The following is a 17,534-nucleotide window of genomic DNA, read 5'->3' on the forward strand; positions in this document are numbered from 1 at the left end:
AGGGTGAGACAGATAAACGCAGGGAGTCTGTCGAAACGTTTGGCCTGCGTCAAAGGCGAAGGCCGTCCTCCACCTTCTCGAAGAAGAACTCGTGCTTCAGGAAGGAGACGTCGTACTCGTGACCGGGCTGTGGGGGCAGCAGTTGGGAGGCCTGGAACAGGCGCCACCCGTCCTGCAACGCGCCAAGCCCGGTGGAATAGGGCGGCTCGTCGCTGTCACCGGTCGTCGGACGGGTCCGGCCCGTCCCGTCGTAGCGGGACCAGCCCACAACGGGGGAGTCCAGCGCCGACGTCGCGAGATAGAGGACCAGAACCTGCTGCCTCATGCTTGACTCCTCGAGGCCGGCCGGTTGCTGACGCGCGTGACCCAGTAGTCGACGTCGAACGAGTCGTCTCCGGTCAGGGCCCGCCACAGCAGGACCCGGTTGTAGATCTCCAGTCGGCCCGTGGCCCACTCGTACCAGGGGAAGTACGTGTCGAGTTCTGCGGTCACCGCGGGGTCGTGCAGGTCGGAGACGTCCCACAGACGCACCTGCGGCACGGTCGGGTTGAGGCGGAGTTTGTACATGTAGCGCCGGCCCGCGGTGTCGTTGCGGCGGCCACTGTGCCAAATGCCGTGATGCACGAGAACGACCGTGCCCGCCGGGCAGGTCAGACGGGTCTGTCCCCGGAGGTTCTGGACGCGGCCGACGTCCGTCTCGTTGATCCTGCGCAGATGGCTTCCGGGCACGCTGAGGGTGCCGCCCATCTCGGCGGTCACCTCGTGCGGGTAGTACATGAGCTGGATGTCGAACGCGTCCGGCCGCACGTCGATGATCGCGTCCCCGTGGAGCGGCTGCGCCTGTCCCTCGTGCGGCTCGCGCACATGAACCGCATGGTGGTCGACGGTCGGTTCGGGGCCGACCAGGCTCTCGACAGCGCCCGCGACGTCCGGCAGGGCGAGCAGCTCGTGGACGAAGGTGTCCTGCGCGAACGCCCCGCCCAGCGGAGTGCCGTAGGACACTGCCGGCAGGCCCTCGGCCAAGGCCGCGATGGCGCGTTCATTGATCTCCTGCGGCACCACCCCGTCCAGGCGCAGGAATCCCTGCGCGACGAAGCGCGCCACCTGAACCGATGTCAGGAGTTGCTTGCTGGTTGACATGCGACGAACGTACGTGCCCAGTCCGGCTCGATCGTGGGCTGAAATCGTCCAGTGCTGGTAATTTTCCGTCCTCGTGAAACACGTAACGCTGCGGCTCGACGAGGCGCCCACCGTGGTTGATGCCGGCATCGGGGTACACGGCGTCTCCACCGCCCACGATGTGTTCCGGCTGCCTGATCTGTGGCAGCTGCATCTCTACCACTACGAGGGTGCTCTGTCCCTCGGGCAGTCGGTCCACCTCATACGTCCCGGCCACGTCAGCCTCGTGCCGCCGAACACGGAGGTGCACTTTCACTACCGGGGCAGGTCGGAACACTTCTACGTCCACCTGCGGCTGCACGACGGCGGAACCGCGCGGGTCGTGCCGGTGATGCAGGACGCCGCGGCCGAGAGCACCCGCCTGGCCGACCTGCTCCGACACGCCGTGGCGGCCATGCCGACCTTTCCCCCACGAGCCACGGCCGAGGTCTGGACCGCTCTGTGGCGCATCGCCGAGCTGCCGAGGGGCGAGGGAGCCGGGCGCCGCCACCCCTTCGTGGCCGCAGCCCAGGCCTACGTCGAGGAACACCTGGCAGGCCCGCTGTCCGTACCGGACGTCGCTCGCGCCGTCGGAGTCTCCCACACACACCTGACACGCGTGTTCCGTGCGGAAACCGGCCTGACGGTCGTGTCGTACATCCGGCACCGACGCCTTCAGCGTGCCCGTCACCTTCTGCTGTCCTCCACCCTGTCCATCACCGCCGTCGCCGCGGCTGTGGGCATCGCCGACCTCCAGGCCTTCAACAAGGCCTGCCGCCGTGAACTCGGCGCGAGCCCGCGCGACGTACGTGCGGCTGCCCCGGCGGGGCTGGACGGCCGAGGCCGGCACGAGAGCCCCATCGAGACGGCACGCCGGTGCCGCTGACGGGGCCTCATTGCTCGGCGTGACCCAGCGGGGCCGTGTTGAAGCGCTTCACCGGACATCTCGAGTAAATGAGAATTCTCTGCTGAAACAGAGGAATGCAGGCGACGCGACCTTGCTTACCACCAGGCATTGACACCACGCCCAGGACAATGGAAGCGTCGAAGCGCTTCACCACCCGGCCAGGTCCCGGTCGCGCCGGATTCCAGAGAGGACACCTTCATGTCCCGGAAGTCCAAAAAGAGAAGCGTCACAGATGCACTGGTAGCCCTGCTGATGGCGATCTCGCCGCTGATCGCGGCGCTCGTACTGACCGGCGCCTCGGCCACCACCGCGTCGGCCGCGTCACTGACCGAGGTGACCAACTTCGGCAGCAACCCCGGAAACCTGCGGATGTACGTCTACAGGCCCGACACCGCTCCGGCACGCCCGGCGGTGGTGGTGGCGGTGCACTACTGCACCGGCACTGGGCCCACGTTCTACGCCAACACGGAGTTCGCCCGCCTGGCCGACCAGCACGGGTTCGTCGTCGTCTACCCGGACGCGAACGTCAGCGGGCAGTGCTTCGATGTCTCCTCACCCCAGGCGCTCAAGCATGACGGGGGCAGTGACCCCACGAGCATCGCCCAGATGGTCCGGTACACCCTGCAGAACATGAACGCCGATCCCGGCCGGATCTACGTCACCGGCGCCTCGTCCGGGGCGATGACGACCAATGTCATGCTCGGCGCGTACCCCGACCTGTTCAAGGCCGGCGCGGCGTTCATGGGTGTGCCGTTCGGCTGCTTCGCCACCACCAACGGCAGCTGGAACACCGACTGCGCCACCGGCAAGATCAGCAAGACCCCCCAGGAGTGGGGCGACCTCGTCCGCAACGCCTACCCCGGGTACACCGGCCCCCGGCCGCGGATGCAGCTGTGGCACGGTACCGAGGACGAAGCGCTGTACTACGCGAACTTCGGTGAAGAGATCAAGCAGTGGACCAATGTGCTCGGGGTGAGCCAGACCCCGGTCTTCACCGACTCCCCGCAGTCCAACTGGACCCGCACCCGCTACGGCTCCACCGGCGCGCAGGCACCGGTCGAGGCGAACAGCATCCAGGGTGTCGGGCACTCCCTGCCCGAAAGCGGCATGGCGGCCCGGGCCATCACCTTCTTCGGACTCGACGGCTCCGGCGGGACCACCACAGGTCCGATCCGCGCCACCGGTTCCGGCAAGTGCCTGGACGTGCCCGGCTCTTCGCAGACCAACGGCACCCAGACGCACATCTGGGATTGCCACGGCGGCACCAACCAGACCTGGACCAGCACGTCGACCAAGCAGCTCACCGTCTACGGCGGCGCGAAGTGCCTCGACGCGACCGGCGCCACGGCCGGCGCCAAGGTCGCGATATGGGACTGCAACGGCGGCACCCACCAGCAATGGAACCTGAACTCCAACGGTACCGTCACCGGCGTCCGGTCGGGTCTGTGCCTCGACGTGACCGGTGGCTCCACCGCCGGCGGCGCACTGGTCCAACTGTGGGACTGCAACGGCGGCAGCAACCAGCAGTGGCGCCTCGGCTGACACCCTCGCCCAGGGCTGAGAGGGCTACTGCCCTCCTTCCCCGCCCGCGCACCGCGGCAGACGCAAGCGCTTCTGACGACCGTGCGCCGACCCGGGCCCGTCGACTGCGCGCACGTCCCCGCCGTCCAGTTGGCGACGCGCCGACGCCCTGGCGCTCACCGTCACCGACGCCGACGCCGACGGCCACGAGATCCGCCGCTGGACATGGACCATCGCCTCCGCCGCCGACCAGGCCCGACGGCTGATACGGACGGGCCCGGGACCAGCCGTACGCGACCGGCTCGCGGACGACAGGCTCACCCTCGCATCCCGCCACACCACGGTCACGCTCGACGCCACGACGGGCATGCTGGCCGGCGTCACCCACCGAGGGAGGGACTTCGCGCTGTCCCGCGGCCCTCTGCCCACCACCGGAACGGCCGACCTCACCCGCCTGACGCAGGGGCCCGACGGCAACGGCTACACGGTGGAGGCCGAGTACTCCGGCGTGCTGCGGCACGTCCGGTGGAATCTGCACCCCAGCGGCTGGCTGCAGTTGGACTACCGCTACCACCTCACCGGCGAACACGACCTCTTCGGCGTCGGCTTCGACCATCCCGAATCGCAGGTGACCGGCGTGACATGGCTCGGTCATGGACCCCACAGGGTGTGGAAGAACCGGCTGCGCGGCGTCGCGACGGACGTCTGGACGAAGCAGCACAACGACACCGCGACCGGTGCCGACGGCTGGGTGTACCCGGAGTTCAAGGGCTACCACGCGGGCGTCCGCTGGGCGTCCCTGCACACCACCGCCGGACGTCTCACCGTCGTCTCCGAGGACGAGAACCTCCACCTGCGCCTCTTCACACCCCGGTTCGGCCCCGACCCCCGCCATACCGCGCCGCCCTTCCCGAAGGGAGACCTGTCGTTCCTCGACGCCATCCCGGCCATCGGCACCAAGTTCGACCCGCCGGCCGCGCTCGGCCCCAGCGGCGGCCCCACCACGGCGACGGGCGACTACGGCCGAACCCTGTACTTCTCGTTCGCCCAGTAGCGCCTCCCCCCCTCGCCGACGCCGCACCATGCGGCCTGCTGCCTTCCGGCATCCGGCAGCTGTGGACGGCCCGGACTGCGGTCGCGCAGTCGCTCGGCGGAGCGGTGCCAAAGCGAGTTGTCCGTCGAACGGCTGCCGTAACCGAATCGGGGTCGCGGACTCGCCCGCACCGGGCGTGGCCGACTCGCTCGGGGTCGGGGACTCGCTCGCACCAGGTGTGGGCGGCTCGCTGGGGGTCGGGGAAGCGCCCCCGCCGGGCGCGTCGTTCTCAACGAGCACCGCCGAGAAGGCGCCTGCGATCACCTTGTGGCCGTCGGCGTTGGGGTGCGGGTCCTTCTGTGTGCACGCCCAGGTCAGCCGACAGATCTTGGCGACGTTCGCCGGCACCTCGCCCGCGCCGGGCACGTTGACCTGGGTGGTGAAGTCGTCCGAGGAGAAGACCCCGGCCACGTCCGCCACCTTGAAGCCGGTGGACTTGTACACCTGGGTGATCCCCGTGTTGGCGGCCTTGAGCAGGGGTGCCGACTCCTTGGCGGCCTGCTGCCCCGCGGCGCCCTGCAGCCAGGCTCCCAGGAACGGGTTCTGGTACGTCGAGCCCACGAACTGGGTGCTCTCCGTGCCCGCCTTGCGGAGTGCGCCCGCGATCTGTGCGAGATTTTTCGCCATGGTCCCGCTCCGGCTGTTCAGGCACGTCCCGTCGAGGGCGCCGGCCGGGCTGACGCAGTTGAGGAGGATGTCGTTCGCGCCCACGCTGAGGGTCACGTAGGCGACCTTGCCCCGGTGCTGGGCCATGGCCTTCAGAGCGGCGTCCAGTTGGGCCTCGGCGTTCGGGTAGTCGCACTTTCCGCCGCTGATCAGAGACTCGGTGGTCTCAGCGGTACAGCCGAGGCGTATGTGCTTCAGTCCGGGGGTGCGCTGCTTGAGCTGCGCGTAGAGCTGGTCGGTGTAGGCGACGTCGGTGTCCTTGTCGACGTCCGGCTGGTAGCCGGTGGTCAGGGAGTCGCCGAGCGAGATGTAGTACGTGGTGTCCTTGTCGCCGGTCGCCTCATCGGCGGTGGCCAGTCCGGGCGTGCTCAGCACGATCGTCATGGCAGAGATGGCCAGCCGGGGGCCGAAACGCTGAAGGGATCTCATCACTTACGTGCGCTTCCAGTGTGTTGGGGGGTAGATGCCGAAAAGACATGGCATGAGGCGTGACCGGAAGCAGCGAGACTCAGCCGTTACGGTTTTCGGGCATCCAAGAAAAGCCTTGGTGAAGGCTTAGAGGGAATTCCGCCTCCGTGAAACTGCGGGATCTGCCCGACATCGGCATTGTCGGCCGGACCATCGCCGCCAAGCTCGCCTTCCTGGGCCACGAGGTCGTCATCGGCACCCGCGGCCCCTCGGCGACCCTCACCCGTACCGAGGCGGGCGCCATGGGCACCCCGTCCTTCGCCACCTGGCACGCGGCCCACCCACGGTGGAGCTGCGGTTTTTCGCCGAAGCCGCCGCCCTCGGCGAGAGGGTCGTCAACGCCACGGCGGGCACTGTCACGCTCGACGCCCTGAACGCCGCGGGCAGCGCGAACCTGGAGGGGAAGGTCCTCATCGACATCGCCAACCCGCTCGACTCCTCCCGAGGGATGCCGCCCCCGCTGAATCCGGTCAACACCGACAGCCTCGGCGAACAGATCCAGCGTGTCTTCCCCGACGCCCGCGTCGTGAAGACCCTCAACACCATGAACTGCCGCATCATGGTCGAGCCCGGCCGTGTATCCGGACCTCACAACGTCTTCGTGTCCGGCTCGGACACCGGTGCCAAGAAGCAGGTCACCGAGATACTGGTCTCCTTCGGCTGGCCCGAGAGCAGTGTCATCGACCTCGGCGGCATCGAGACCGCCCGGGGCGCGGAGATGCTGCTGCCGATCTGGCTGCGCCTCTACAGCGCCCTCGGCCACACCGACTTCGACTTCCACGTCCAGGGCGCTCGCTAGTGCCGCAGCACTAGCACGCTCCGGCGCAGGTGTCAGTGCCCGGCCTGCTTGGTCCGGTCCCGGACCTGCGAGGCGATGACGGCGGCCTGGACGCGCCGTTCCACGCCGAGTTTGGCCAGCAGACGGGAGATGTGGTTCTTCACCGTCTTCTCCGCGAGATAGAGCCGCTGACCGATCTGCCGGTTGGTCAGCCCCTCACCGATCAGTGCCAGGATCTCCCGCTCCCGCTCGGTCAGGTCCGGCAGAGCCTCCTGTTCCGGTTCCTTGGTCTGCTCGCCGCGCAGCCGGGCCATCAGCTTGGTGGTGGCGCTGGCGTCGAGCAGGGACTGGCCCGCGGCCACCGTACGGACCGCCGACACCAGGTCCGATCCCTGGATCTGCTTCAGGACGTAACCGGACGCCCCGGCCATGATCGAGTCCAGCAGAGCCTCCTCGTCGTCGAACGAGGTCAGCATCAGACAGGCCAGCTCCGGCATGTGCGAGCGCAGCTCCCGGCACACGGTGACACCGTCCCCGTCGGGCAGTCGGACATCGAGCACCGCCACCTGGGGACGCAGGGCGGGAACCCGCACCAGGGCCTGCTCGACGGTGGCCGCCTCGCCGATCACGGTGATGTCCGGCTCGTCGTTCAGCAGGTCGCGAACCCCGCGCCGTACCACTTCGTGGTCGTCCAGCAGAAAGACCCGGATCGGGCTCTGGGCGCCGGGCTGCTCGCTGTCCGCCATCGACTGCTCCTCGTCATACGTGGTGATCATCCTCGTGCGCCGATGTCCGCCCGCCGCGGGCGCTCGGCTCCCAGTTCGGGGATCCTTCCCGCTTCAGAGCGTAACGGCCAGGGCCGGGCAGTCCCGATTCCCCGTTGCCGGGCTCTGCGGAAGCGGATTCGGGACGGGTGAGGGCCGACCGGCCCACCGGACGGGACATCCGGCACCTCCCTCCCGGCGGGTACCCGTTCGACGCTGGAACGGCCACAGAACCGCCCTATGAGGCTGAGGAGCGCGACACCATGGTCCGTTACGTGTACGACTTCCACGAGGGCGGCCGTGACATGGCCGACCTGCTCGGCGGCAAGGGAGCGAACCTGGCAGAGATGACCCGGCTCGGCCTGCCGGTGCCGCCCGGTTTCATCATCACCACCGAGGCCTGCCGGGCCTTCCTGGCCACGGGTGCCGAGCCCGCGGGGCTGTTCCGGGAGGTCTCCCGCCACCTGGCAGCGCTGGAGGAGTCCGCCGGGCGCCGCGTGGGGCAGCCCGACGATCCGCTGCTGCTGTCCGTGCGCTCCGGGGGACGGTTCTCCATGCCGGGCATGATGGAGACGGTCCTGGACATCGGCCTGAACGACGACTCCGTGCTGGGGCTGGCCAAGGTGTCCGGGAACGAGCGGTTCGCCTGGGACTCCTACCGCCGCCTGGTCCAGATGTTCGGCAGTACGGTCATGGGGGTCGACTCCGCGCTCTTCGAGGAGGCCATCACGCTGCTGAAGGACTTCCGGGGCGTCCCGGACGACGTGCACCTGGACGCCGGCGACCTCGCCGAGCTGGTGGAGACGTACAAGAACCTGATCCACGACCACGCCGGCGAGGACTTCCCGCAGTCCCCCGCCGAGCAGCTGCGCCGGGCCATCCTCGCGGTCTTCCAGTCCTGGAACGGTGACCGCGCCCGCCTGTACCGCAGGCGCGAGCACATCCCCGACGATCTCGGCACCGCCGTCACCGTCCAGCGCATGGTCTACGGCAACCTCGGCCCCGACTCCGGCAGCGGCGTCGCCTTCACCCGCGACCCGGCCACCGGCCGCCCGGGCCTGTACGGCGACTACCTGTCCAACGCACAGGGCGAGGACGTGGTCGCCGGCATCCGCAACACCGTGCCCCTGGCCGAGCTGGAACGCCTCGACACACGGTCGTACCGGCAACTGCGCAACCACATGACCACCCTGGAGAACCACTACCGGGACCTGTGCGACATCGAGTTCACCATCGAGCGCGGCACGCTGTGGATGCTGCAGACCCGGGTGGGCAAGCGCACCGCCGAGGCCGCGTTCGCCATCGCGGCCGCGCTGGTCGACGAGGAGCGCATCACCCCGCACGAGGGTCTGGCCCGGGTGAGCGGGGAGGGGCTGGCCCGGCTGATGTTCCCGCGCTTCGACGCCGCCTCGACTGGTGATCCGCTCGCCCACGGCCTGCCCGCATCCCCCGGTGCCGCGGTCGGCGCGGCGGTCTTCGACTCCGCCGAGGCGGTACGGCGCGCCGCAGCCGGCGAGAAGGTGATCCTCGTACGCCAGGAGACGACCCCCGACGACCTGCCGGGCATGGTCGCCGCCCAGGCCGTGCTCACCAGCCGCGGCGGCAAGACCAGCCACGCGGCCGTGGTCGCCCGCGGCATGGGCAAGGTCTGCGTGTGCGGCGCCGAGGAACTCACCGTCGACACCGAGCGGCGGCGGTTCACCACCCGTGACGGCACCGTCGTCGCGGAGGGCACGGTCATCTCGGTGGACGGTTCCGCCGGGGCGGTGTACCCGGATGCGGCCCCGCTGGTGGACTCCGAGGTCATGCGGTACCTGGAGACCGGTGAGCGGTCGGAGGGCGTGGTGACCGCGGTCGCCCGCGCCCTGGAACAGGCCGACGGCGCACGGCGGTTGGAGGTGCGGGCCAACGCGGACACCCCCGAGGACGCCGCGCGCGCCCGCCGGTTCGGCGCGCAGGGCATCGGTCTGTGCCGCACCGAGCACATGTTCCTCGGCGAACGCCGCAAGCTGGTCGAGGAGATGATCCTCGCCCGCGACGACATCACCCGCGAGCGTGCGCTCGCCGCCCTGCTCCCCCTGCAACGGCAGGACTTCACCGGCCTCCTGGAGGCGATGGACGGCCTGCCCGTCACCATCCGCCTCCTCGACCCGCCCCTGCACGAGTTCCTGCCCGACCGCACCGAACTCGCCGTGCGGATCGCCACCGCCGAGGCCCGCGGCGATCTGCCGGCCCCGCACGACACCGAGCTGCTCGACGCGGTGAGCCGCATGCACGAGGAGAACCCGATGCTCGGCCTGCGCGGCGTGCGCCTTGGCCTGGTGGTGCCGGGTCTGGTCGCCATGCAGGTGCGTGCCATCGCCGAGGCGGTCGTGGAGCGTACACGGGCCGGAGGCTCCCCCAACGCCGAGATCATGGTGCCGCTCGTCGGCGCCGTGGAGGAGCTGCGGATCGAGCGCGACGAGGTGGAACGGGTGCTGGCCGCGGTCTCCGCTGAGACCGGTGTTCCCGTGACGTGCCCGGTCGGCACCATGATCGAGCTGCCCCGCGCCGCGCTCACGGCGGCCCGGATCGCCGAGCAGGCGGAGTTCTTCTCGTTCGGCACCAACGACCTCACCCAGACCACCTGGGGATTCTCCCGCGACGACGTCGAGGCCGAGTTCTTCTCCGCCTACCTCGACAAGGGCATCTTCGCCATCTCACCGTTCGAGACCCTCGACCGGGAAGGCGTGGGCCGCCTGGTCCAGATGGCCGTCGCCGAGGGCCGCGCGACGCGGCCGGACCTGAAGATCGGCGTCTGCGGCGAACACGGCGGCGACCCCGACTCGGTGCACTTCTTCCACGGCGCCGGACTGGACTACGTCTCCTGCTCCCCGTTCCGCGTCCCGGTCGCCCGCCTGGAGGCCGGACGGGCCGCGTTGCCGGGGACCCAGGGCAGCGACAGCCGGTGACGAGCATCCAGGCTGCTCGCCGCGCCGGAAGCCTCCGCCGCGGCGGCCTGACATGGCGTCAGCTCCCGCGACCGCCGATGTCTTCGGCGGTCGCGGGGGCCGGTGGTCCGTTCTCAGCCCTCCGCGTGGGCCAGCCACAGGTCGGGGCCGAAGACCTCGTACCGGATGTGCCGGGCCGGAACACCGGCACGCAGCACCTGCGAGCGCACGGCGCGCATGAAGGGCACCGAGCCGCACAGGTAGACGTCCGCGTGCTCCGGGAGGTCCAGGCCGTCGAGGTCCATCAGGCCGGTGCGGGCGCCGGGTTCGTCGGCGGCGTCCTGCTCGTACCAGAACCGGGCGCGGGCCTCCGGCAGTTCACCGAGCAGCCGGTGCGTGTCCGCGCGCAGGGCGTGGTCGGCCGGAGAGCGGTCGGCGTGCAGCACCTGGACCGGGCGGGTGCTGCCGGTAGCCGAGAGGTGCTCCAGCATGCCGACCATCGGCGTGCAGCCGATGCCCGCCGAGACCAGCAGCAGCGGGGTGTCGGCGTCGTCGAGAACCACGTCACCGAACGGGGCGGACAGGGTCAGTTCGTCCCCGGTACGGACGGTGCGGTGCAACTGGTTGGACACCTCGCCCTCCGGGGCCTCGGCCACACTGGCGACCCGTTTGACGGTGATGCGCCGCAGCTTGTCACCGGGCGCGTTCGACAGGCTGTACTGGCGTATCTGGTGGACGCCATCGGGCATCGGCACCCGGACGCTGACGTACTGTCCGGCACGAGCGGACGGCACGGGACCGTCGTCGGCCGGCCGCAGCACGAAGGAGACGACGTCGGGAGTCTCCTCGCGCCGCTCCACCACGGTCCACTGCCGCCAAGGGTGCCGCGGGTCGACCTGGGCCTCCAGGTAGAGGCGGGCCTCCAGGGCGATGAGGGCGCCGGCCATCAGCCAGTAGACCTCGTCCCATGCGGCGGCGACCTCGGGGGTGACCGCGTCGCCGAGGACGTCGCCGATGGCGCGGAACAGGTACTTGTGGACGACCGTGTACTGGTCCTCGGTGACACCGAGCGCGGCGTGCTTGTGGGCGATCCGGGCCAGCAGGGCGTCCGGGCGGGCGTCGGGGTCGGCGAGCAGCGCCTGGGCGAAGGCGGCGATGGACCCGGCCAGTGCCCTGCGCTGCTGGCCGCTGGCCTGGTTGCCGCGGTTGAACATGCCGTCCAGGAGCTCGGGGTGCTCGCTGAACATGGTCTGGTAGAAGCGCGTCGTGATCTCGTCCAGGGCACCGCCGACGGCGGGCAGGGTGGCACGGACGACAGCGGCGGACTCGGGCGAAAGCATGGGTCTCCTCAGAAGCGCGGACTGAAGTGCAGACGTGCGCGGGCACTCGGCTCACACATCACGACTGCAATCCATTAACCCGCCGGTCGACCGCGTTGTCGGCCCTCTGGGATCGATCGAGGCCGAATGGCTGTGCAGGTCAGGCCCTTGGGCCCGGCGATGCGGAGCGAACCGGGGCCGGACGGCCCTACCGGCCTGCCCGACCATTCCGATTGCGAGCCCTGGTCGTGCACGGGTCCCCGGCGCGGCGGACGGCAACCACCTTCCTGCGCATAGCCGGCCGGGCCGCCAGGGGCTCTATGCGATGTCGAGGACTTCCCGGACGGGGCGGCGGGGCGTGGCGGGACCCTGAGGTCCGTATCCGACGCGCAGCACCATCTGGACGTGACCCCTGCCCGACACCGGATCGCGGGCCAGCAGGCGCAGATCGGGTGTCTGCAGCGGGTGGGACGTCAGGGAGGTGGCGAGGCCGGCGAGGGTGGCTTCGAGCAGGACGCGTTCCAGCGCCTGTCCCGCGGCCAGCCAGTCGGCGAGCCCGTCGCCGCGTGTGCTGAGCAGTGCGAGGTTCGGGTGCTGCTCGAACGCGGTGGTGCCGCGGTCGGCGACCGGCCGCCGCCCGGCGAAGTCGCGGAGGGGCGCCTTGCCGTCCCGCCGACGCGGCCCGAAGGCGTACTCGGGGACGCCGTCGGTGGCGACGTCCGCCTCCGGTCCGAGCCGGGTCCAGCGGCGCAGGTCCGCCATCCCGCTGGGATCCAGAGCGTCGCGGCTCTCCGCGTCGCGCACCAGTCCGAGCAGGGACTCGATGTGCCAGGCCCCCGGGAAGAGCAGCTCGGCGCCCTCCCGAGCCGCCGCTGCCTGCAGTGCGGCCCGTACGTCCTCCGGGAGGTCCTTCTCCTCAAAGGGATAGCGACTGGTGTGGCGCTGTCCGATCGCAGGATGCAACCGCGCGAGGTCGTCCCCGTCCGGCTCCGGCGCCGCGGAGACGCCCAGGAGCACGGCCGCCAGCAGCAGCGGATCCGCGGGCTCGGGGAGCAGCCGTACCTCCGCACCGATTTTGGCGTGGGCGGCGGCGACGCGCAGATTGAGCAGTGCCGCCCCGCACCCGGTATGCAGGGCCCGGTGGCCGGGGTCGGTGCGGTGCATCGCCCGCTCGAGATCGGCGCGCAGGAGCAGCACGCCCTCGTCGGTGACGAAGCGGAAGCTCCACGGCTGCGCGTTGTGCATGGAAGGGGCGGCCGTGGCTTCAGCGACCAGAGTGGTCACCGTTTTCGCGTCCAGCTGTGGCATGGCCGTGCGACCTCCTCACCTGACGAGTGCCTGCATCGGGTCGGCTGCTTCCAGTGTTCCAACGAAGGGCCTGGCCCCGCCTCGCCGGCGTACACCCGCTCAGGCCCCGGGCGGACGGACGAGGGCGTTGTCACCAGTGCGGCCGACGAGGTAGTCCTCGACGTTGCCCACGGTCGTCTCGGCGATCTGACCGACCGCGTCACGGGTGAAATACGCCTGGTGCGAGGTGACCAGCACGTTGCTGAACGTCATCAGCCGGGCGAGGCGTTCATCGGTCATCACCTCCAGGGACTTGTCGAGGAAGAACACCCCGGCCTCCTCCTCGTACACGTCCAGTCCGACACCGCTGAGCCGCCCCGCGCGCAGCGTGGCCAGCAAGGCGTCGGTGTCGACGAGGCCGCCACGGCTGGAGTTGACCAGGATCGCGTCGTCCTTCATCAGTGCCAGTGCCTCGGCGTCCACCAGGTGATGGGTGTCGGGCAGGAGCGGCACATGCAGGCTGACCAGGTCGGAATCGGCGAACAGCTGCTCCCGCGGGACGTACTCCATGCCGAGTTCCAGGCAGTCGGGGTTCTCGGTGATGTCCCAGCCGAGCAGCCGCATCCCGAAGCCATGGGCGATGCGGGCGAACGCGGCGCCGATCTTTCCCGTGCCGACCACCCCGGCCGTACGGCCGCGGAAGTCGCGGCCCATCAGACCGTCGAGGCGGAAGTCGAACTCGCGGGTGCGGTGCGCGGCCCGTACGATCCTGCGGTTGACCGCGAGCGCCAGCGCCCAGGCGAACTCGGCGACCGAGTAGGGGGAATAGTACGACACCCGGGCCACCGTCAGCCCGAGCTTCTCGGCGGCGGAGAGGTCGATGTTGTTGTAGCCGGTGGACCGCTGGGCGATCATCCGGGTCCCGCCGTCCGCCACCGCTCGCAGGACGTGCGCGTCGAGGGTGTCGTTGACGCTGCTGAGTACGACCTCGTGGCCCGCCGCGGTCGGGGCGGTGTCCCGGTCCAGGAACATCCCTAGACAGCGCAGCTCATGACGGCCCGCGAAGACTCGGTCGAACGCTTGCCGCAGCAGAGCCTCCTCGTCGGCGAGGACGCCGTACGCGACGATCTCCATGTGGGCTCCTCCCGAGGGGGAAGTCGATCGTCACCGACCCTGGGGGCCGTGGGTTCGTGTCGAGCCCACGGCCCGCGCCGATGGCGCAGTCAGCCCAGCGGGAGGCGAGCGGCGACATACTCGGTCAGGTCGAGGAGGCGGTTGGTGTAGCCCCACTCGTTGTCGTACCAGCCGAACACCTTCACCAGCTCACCGTGCGCCTGGGTCAGCGGGGCGTCGAAGACGCAAGAGGCGGGGTCACCCACGACGTCCCGGGAGACGATCAGGGCGTCGGACACCCGCAAAACGCCCTTCAGCGGCCCGTCGGCGGCCTCCCGGAACGCGGCGTTGACCTCCTCCGCGGTGACGGCCCGGTCGAGGACCACGCTCAGGTCGGTCAACGAACCGTCCTCCACGGGGACCCGTACGGCGATGCCGTCCAGGGTGCCGGACAGTTCCGGCAGGACGAGGCCCACGGCACGCGCTGCCCCGGTGCTGGTGGGGATGATGTTCACGGCGGCGCTGCGGCCGCGCCGCAGGTCCTTGTGCGGGCCGTCGAGAACGACCTGGTCGTTGGTGTAGCCGTGAATGGTGGTCATCAGGCCCTTGTCGATACCGAAGGACTCGTCGAGGACCTTCACCATCGGCGCCACGCAGTTCGTGGTGCACGAGGCATTGGAGACCACGTGGTGCCGCTCCGGGTCGTACGTGCCCTCGTTGACGCCCATGACGACGGTGGCGTCGACGCCCTTGCCCGGCACGGACAGCAGCACCTTCCGCGCGCCGGCCTTCAGGTGCAGGCCGGCTTGCTCGCGGGTGCGGAAGCGGCCGGTGGACTCGATGACGACGTCGACGCCGAGGCTTCCCCAGGTCAGGGCGGCCGGGTCGCGTTCGGCGGTGACGGCGATGCGGTGTCCGTCGAGGGTCAGTGAGTCGTCGTCGTGGTCGACGGTGCGGTTCAGGCGGCCGTACGTCGAGTCGTACGCCAGCAGGTGCGCCAGCGTGGCCGGTGAGGTGATGTCGTTGATCGCCACGACCTCGACCGGTGTGCCGGTGCCGCGTGCCGCGCGTTCCAGCACGCCGCGCAGGTAGTTGCGGCCGATGCGGCCGAAGCCGTTGATGCCGACGCGCACGCTCATGTCCGTCGTCCTCCCGATCGGTGTCCGGCGGTGTGCCGGGGTGGGTTCCCAGCCTGCGCGCGAACCATCGGGAGGGGCATGGGCCGGACGGGGGCGGGCTGAGGGACCTTCGGCCCCGAGAGGGCTCCACCGTTGTCCGGCGCCGACTGCCGCGTCGCGCGTCGCGTCAGCGGCCTTCCTGCCGCAGCCGGTCCCGGGCCTCGGCGGCGATCACGGCAGCCTGGATCCGCCGCTCCACGCCCAGCTTGGCGAGCAGACGGGAAATGTGGTTCTTCACCGTCTTCTCGGCCAGGTACAGGCGCTGACCGATCTGGCGATTGGTCAGCCCTTCGCCGATCAGGGCCAGGATCTCCCGCTCCCGGTCGGTCAGACCCGGCAGCGCGTCCGGCTCCTCCTCCTTCTGCTGGTCGCCGCGCAGCCGGGCCATCAGCTTGGTGGTGGCGCTCGGGTCCAGCAGGGACTGGCCCCGGGCAACCGTGCGTACGGCCGCCACCAGGTCGGAGCCTTGGATCTGCTTCAGTACGTAGCCGGACGCACCCGCCATGATCGAGTCCAGCAACGCCTCCTCGTCGTCGAAGGAGGTCAGCATCAGGCAGGCCAGGTCGGGCATGCTCGAGCGGAGCTCGCGGCACACGGTCACGCCGTCACCGTCTGGCAGGCGCACGTCGAGGACCGCGACCTGCGGGCGCAGAGCGGGGACGCGGACAAGGGCCTGCTCCGCCGTGGCGGCCTCGCCGATCACCGTGATGTCCGGTTCGTCGTTCAGCAGGTCGTGCACCCCCCGCCGTACCACCTCGTGGTCGTCCAGCAGGAAGACCCGGATCGGGTTGTCGGGTCCGGGCTGCTCGCCATCCGCCATCGAATGCTCCTGTTCCGCGTATGCCGCGTTCCACGCCGGTGTCCGCGTGGACACGATGGGCCGTCTCATGGGAGATCCTTGCCGGTTCGGGGCCGAATGCCCAGGGCCGATCGGCCCTTGTTTCCCGGGTTCACGCAGCCGCCGGTCGACGCCGTCCAGGAACAGGCGCGTCAGCCGGCAGTGGGTGTCGGGGGCCGCACGGTCCCGGTTCCGGGGCCGTGCGGCCCTGGGGCGGGACGGGTGCTCGCAGCAGGCTGGAGCCGCGGAACGATCACAAGGAGTGGAACAGATGACCGTCAGGGACACCGGCATCCAGCAGACCCCCACCACCGTGCGGGTCCGAGGCACGGGCGCCGTGGACGAGCAGGCACTCGCATACGTCCGTACCAAGGTCGACGCGGTCCTCGGCCGGTCGGGTCTGCCGCCCGTCAGCGGCGAGGTGCGGATCGAGAAGGCCGCGGCGCACCACGCCGGGCACCCGTGGACGGCAGGGGCCGAGATCCGGGTGGGCCGCGACCTCGTGGTCGTCCACGCCGAGGAGGCCACCGCCCACGAGCTCGCGGACCGGCTGCAGGACCGGCTGCGCGGCCAGGTGGAGCGGGTCGTGCACCGCGGGGACGCGGCCCGCAAGTCTGCCACGCCACCGCCGTGGCGCGGCGGCCCGGCGGACGGACGACCGGAGTAGGGACCTGGAGCCGGGCGCGGGAGGGGCCTGCCCTCTTCGCACCCGTCCCGTCCAGCGGCCCGAGAGAGAAGGAGGGCGGCGTGAAGACCCACACCATCGGAGAAGTGATGACCCGTGAGGTCGTCCAGGCCCACCGGCAGACGACGTTCAAGGACCTCGTACGCCTGCTGAACCGGCACCGGATCGGCGGACTGCCCGTCGTCGACGCGGACGACAAGGTCATCGGGGTTGTCTCGGCGACCGACCTCGTCCGCGGGCAGGCGGACCGCGCCGACCGGCGGGTCCGGCTGCCGGGCCTGCGCCGCCCCGTGCGTGTCCCGGTGACCGGGGCACCGGGGCTCGTCGCGGCAGAGCTGATGTCGTCGCCCGCGGTCACGGCGCATCCGGAGCAACTGGTCCCGGAGGCGGCCCGGGTGATGGAGCGTCATCGCATCGAGCGGCTGCCCGTGGTGGACGAGGAGGACCGCCTCATCGGTATCGCCACCCGCCGCGACCTGCTGCGGGTCTTCCTGCGTACGGACGAGGACATCCGTCGGCAGGTGATCGACGAGGTCCTGGTCGGCGCTCTCGGCCTGCCCTCCGACGCGGTCACCGTGTTCGTCCGGGACGGCGTGGTCACGCTGAAGGGGCGCCTGGAGCGCCGGAGCGACATTCCCCTGGCGATCCGGTCGGCCTGGCGAGTGGAAGGGGCCGTCGGAGTGGTCAACGGTCTCACCTACCGCGTCGACGACTGCCTGCCGGCGGGCGAGCGGCGCCCCACCGGCGAACCCGCTCAAGGGCCGCCCGTGTGAGGTCCCAGTCCCGAAGGGGCCGTCCGGCCCTCCCCGACGGGGCCGGACGGGTAGAG

General features: G+C 70.4%; 14 protein-coding genes and 2 pseudogenes. 7 read left to right on the forward strand and 9 right to left on the reverse strand.

Translation table 11 applies throughout. The features are described 5' to 3' along the window. Positions 1-49: 49 nt before the first annotated feature. Both ABTX62_RS02485 and ABTX62_RS02490 read right to left on the reverse strand, forming a co-directional pair. Positions 50-325, reverse strand: coding sequence for a hypothetical protein (locus ABTX62_RS02485; protein WP_097222335.1), 276 nt, complete (start codon positions 323-325; stop codon positions 50-52). Further along, positions 322-1,140, reverse strand: a complete 819-nt coding sequence (locus ABTX62_RS02490; RefSeq protein WP_352114435.1) for a phytanoyl-CoA dioxygenase family protein — start codon at positions 1,138-1,140, stop codon at positions 322-324. Before ABTX62_RS02490 ends, ABTX62_RS02485 begins: the two co-directional genes overlap by 4 nt. Before the next feature lie 73 nt (positions 1,141-1,213). Between ABTX62_RS02490 and ABTX62_RS02495 the strand changes: the two genes are divergently transcribed. The 3 genes from ABTX62_RS02495 (at position 1,214) to ABTX62_RS02505 (ending at position 4,640) form a co-directional block, all read left to right on the forward strand. Beyond that, positions 1,214-2,044, forward strand: a complete 831-nt coding sequence (locus ABTX62_RS02495; RefSeq protein ID WP_352114436.1) for an AraC family transcriptional regulator — start codon at positions 1,214-1,216, stop codon at positions 2,042-2,044. Positions 2,045-2,263: 219 nt separating this feature from the next. Next, positions 2,264-3,607 carry an extracellular catalytic domain type 1 short-chain-length polyhydroxyalkanoate depolymerase gene (locus ABTX62_RS02500; protein WP_352114437.1) on the forward strand — a complete coding sequence of 448 codons (1,344 nt, stop codon included), beginning with the start codon at positions 2,264-2,266 and terminating at the stop codon, positions 3,605-3,607. A gap of 346 nt (positions 3,608-3,953) precedes the next feature. Next, the gene (locus tag ABTX62_RS02505; RefSeq protein WP_352114438.1) at positions 3,954-4,640 is read left to right on the forward strand and encodes a beta-galactosidase small subunit-related protein; all 687 of its coding nucleotides are present in this window, start codon (positions 3,954-3,956) and stop codon (positions 4,638-4,640) included. Positions 4,641-4,994: 354 nt separating this feature from the next. On the opposite strand, the pseudogene ABTX62_RS02510 reads toward ABTX62_RS02505, so the two are convergent. Then, a pseudogene (locus ABTX62_RS02510) lies at positions 4,995-5,774 on the reverse strand (SGNH/GDSL hydrolase family protein); the annotation flags it as partial. A 152-nt stretch (positions 5,775-5,926) separates the two neighbouring features. Between ABTX62_RS02510 and ABTX62_RS02515 the strand changes: the two are divergent. Continuing rightward, positions 5,927-6,612: pseudogene (locus ABTX62_RS02515) on the forward strand (NADPH-dependent F420 reductase). Positions 6,613-6,644: 32 nt separating this feature from the next. On the opposite strand, the gene ABTX62_RS02520 reads toward ABTX62_RS02515, so the two are convergent. After that, complete coding sequence (locus ABTX62_RS02520) at positions 6,645-7,337, reverse strand: response regulator (protein ID WP_352114657.1); 693 nt, start codon at positions 7,335-7,337, stop codon at positions 6,645-6,647. Positions 7,338-7,618: 281 nt separating this feature from the next. Between ABTX62_RS02520 and ppdK the strand changes: the two genes are divergently transcribed. Beyond that, positions 7,619-10,306: a pyruvate, phosphate dikinase gene (gene ppdK / locus ABTX62_RS02525; protein WP_352114440.1), complete on the forward strand. Its 2,688-nt coding sequence runs from the start codon at positions 7,619-7,621 to the stop codon at positions 10,304-10,306. A 113-nt stretch (positions 10,307-10,419) separates the two neighbouring features. Here the strand turns inward: ppdK and ABTX62_RS02530 are convergent, their stop codons facing one another. The 5 genes from ABTX62_RS02530 to ABTX62_RS02550 all read right to left on the reverse strand — a co-directional run bounded on the left by ABTX62_RS02530 (position 10,420) and on the right by ABTX62_RS02550 (position 16,002). After that, positions 10,420-11,625, reverse strand: coding sequence for a globin domain-containing protein (locus ABTX62_RS02530; protein WP_352114441.1), 1,206 nt, complete (start codon positions 11,623-11,625; stop codon positions 10,420-10,422). Positions 11,626-11,922: 297 nt separating this feature from the next. Next, positions 11,923-12,912 carry an Acg family FMN-binding oxidoreductase gene (locus ABTX62_RS02535; RefSeq protein ID WP_352114442.1) on the reverse strand — a complete coding sequence of 330 codons (990 nt, stop codon included), beginning with the start codon at positions 12,910-12,912 and terminating at the stop codon, positions 11,923-11,925. 99 nt (positions 12,913-13,011) lie between these two features. Beyond that, positions 13,012-14,025 carry a 2-hydroxyacid dehydrogenase gene (locus ABTX62_RS02540; protein WP_352114443.1) on the reverse strand — a complete coding sequence of 338 codons (1,014 nt, stop codon included), beginning with the start codon at positions 14,023-14,025 and terminating at the stop codon, positions 13,012-13,014. An 89-nt stretch (positions 14,026-14,114) separates the two neighbouring features. Beyond that, on the reverse strand, positions 14,115-15,143 hold the full coding sequence (gene gap / locus ABTX62_RS02545; RefSeq protein WP_352114444.1) for a type I glyceraldehyde-3-phosphate dehydrogenase: 1,029 nt from the start codon (positions 15,141-15,143) through the stop codon (positions 14,115-14,117). Positions 15,144-15,309: 166 nt separating this feature from the next. Beyond that, positions 15,310-16,002, reverse strand: a complete 693-nt coding sequence (locus tag ABTX62_RS02550; RefSeq protein ID WP_352114658.1) for a response regulator — start codon at positions 16,000-16,002, stop codon at positions 15,310-15,312. A gap of 289 nt (positions 16,003-16,291) precedes the next feature. Between ABTX62_RS02550 and ABTX62_RS02555 the strand changes: the two genes are divergently transcribed. Beyond that, a complete protein-coding gene (locus tag ABTX62_RS02555) occupies positions 16,292-16,687 on the forward strand; it encodes a hypothetical protein (RefSeq protein WP_352114445.1) in 396 nt (131 codons plus the stop codon). 80 nt (positions 16,688-16,767) lie between these two features. Next, a complete protein-coding gene (locus ABTX62_RS02560) occupies positions 16,768-17,478 on the forward strand; it encodes a CBS domain-containing protein (RefSeq protein ID WP_352114446.1) in 711 nt (236 codons plus the stop codon). Positions 17,479-17,534 lie beyond the last annotated feature (56 nt).

The organism is Streptomyces sp. NPDC096046, from assembly GCF_040303285.1.
In the GTDB taxonomy this organism is placed as follows: domain Bacteria; phylum Actinomycetota; class Actinomycetes; order Streptomycetales; family Streptomycetaceae; genus Streptomyces.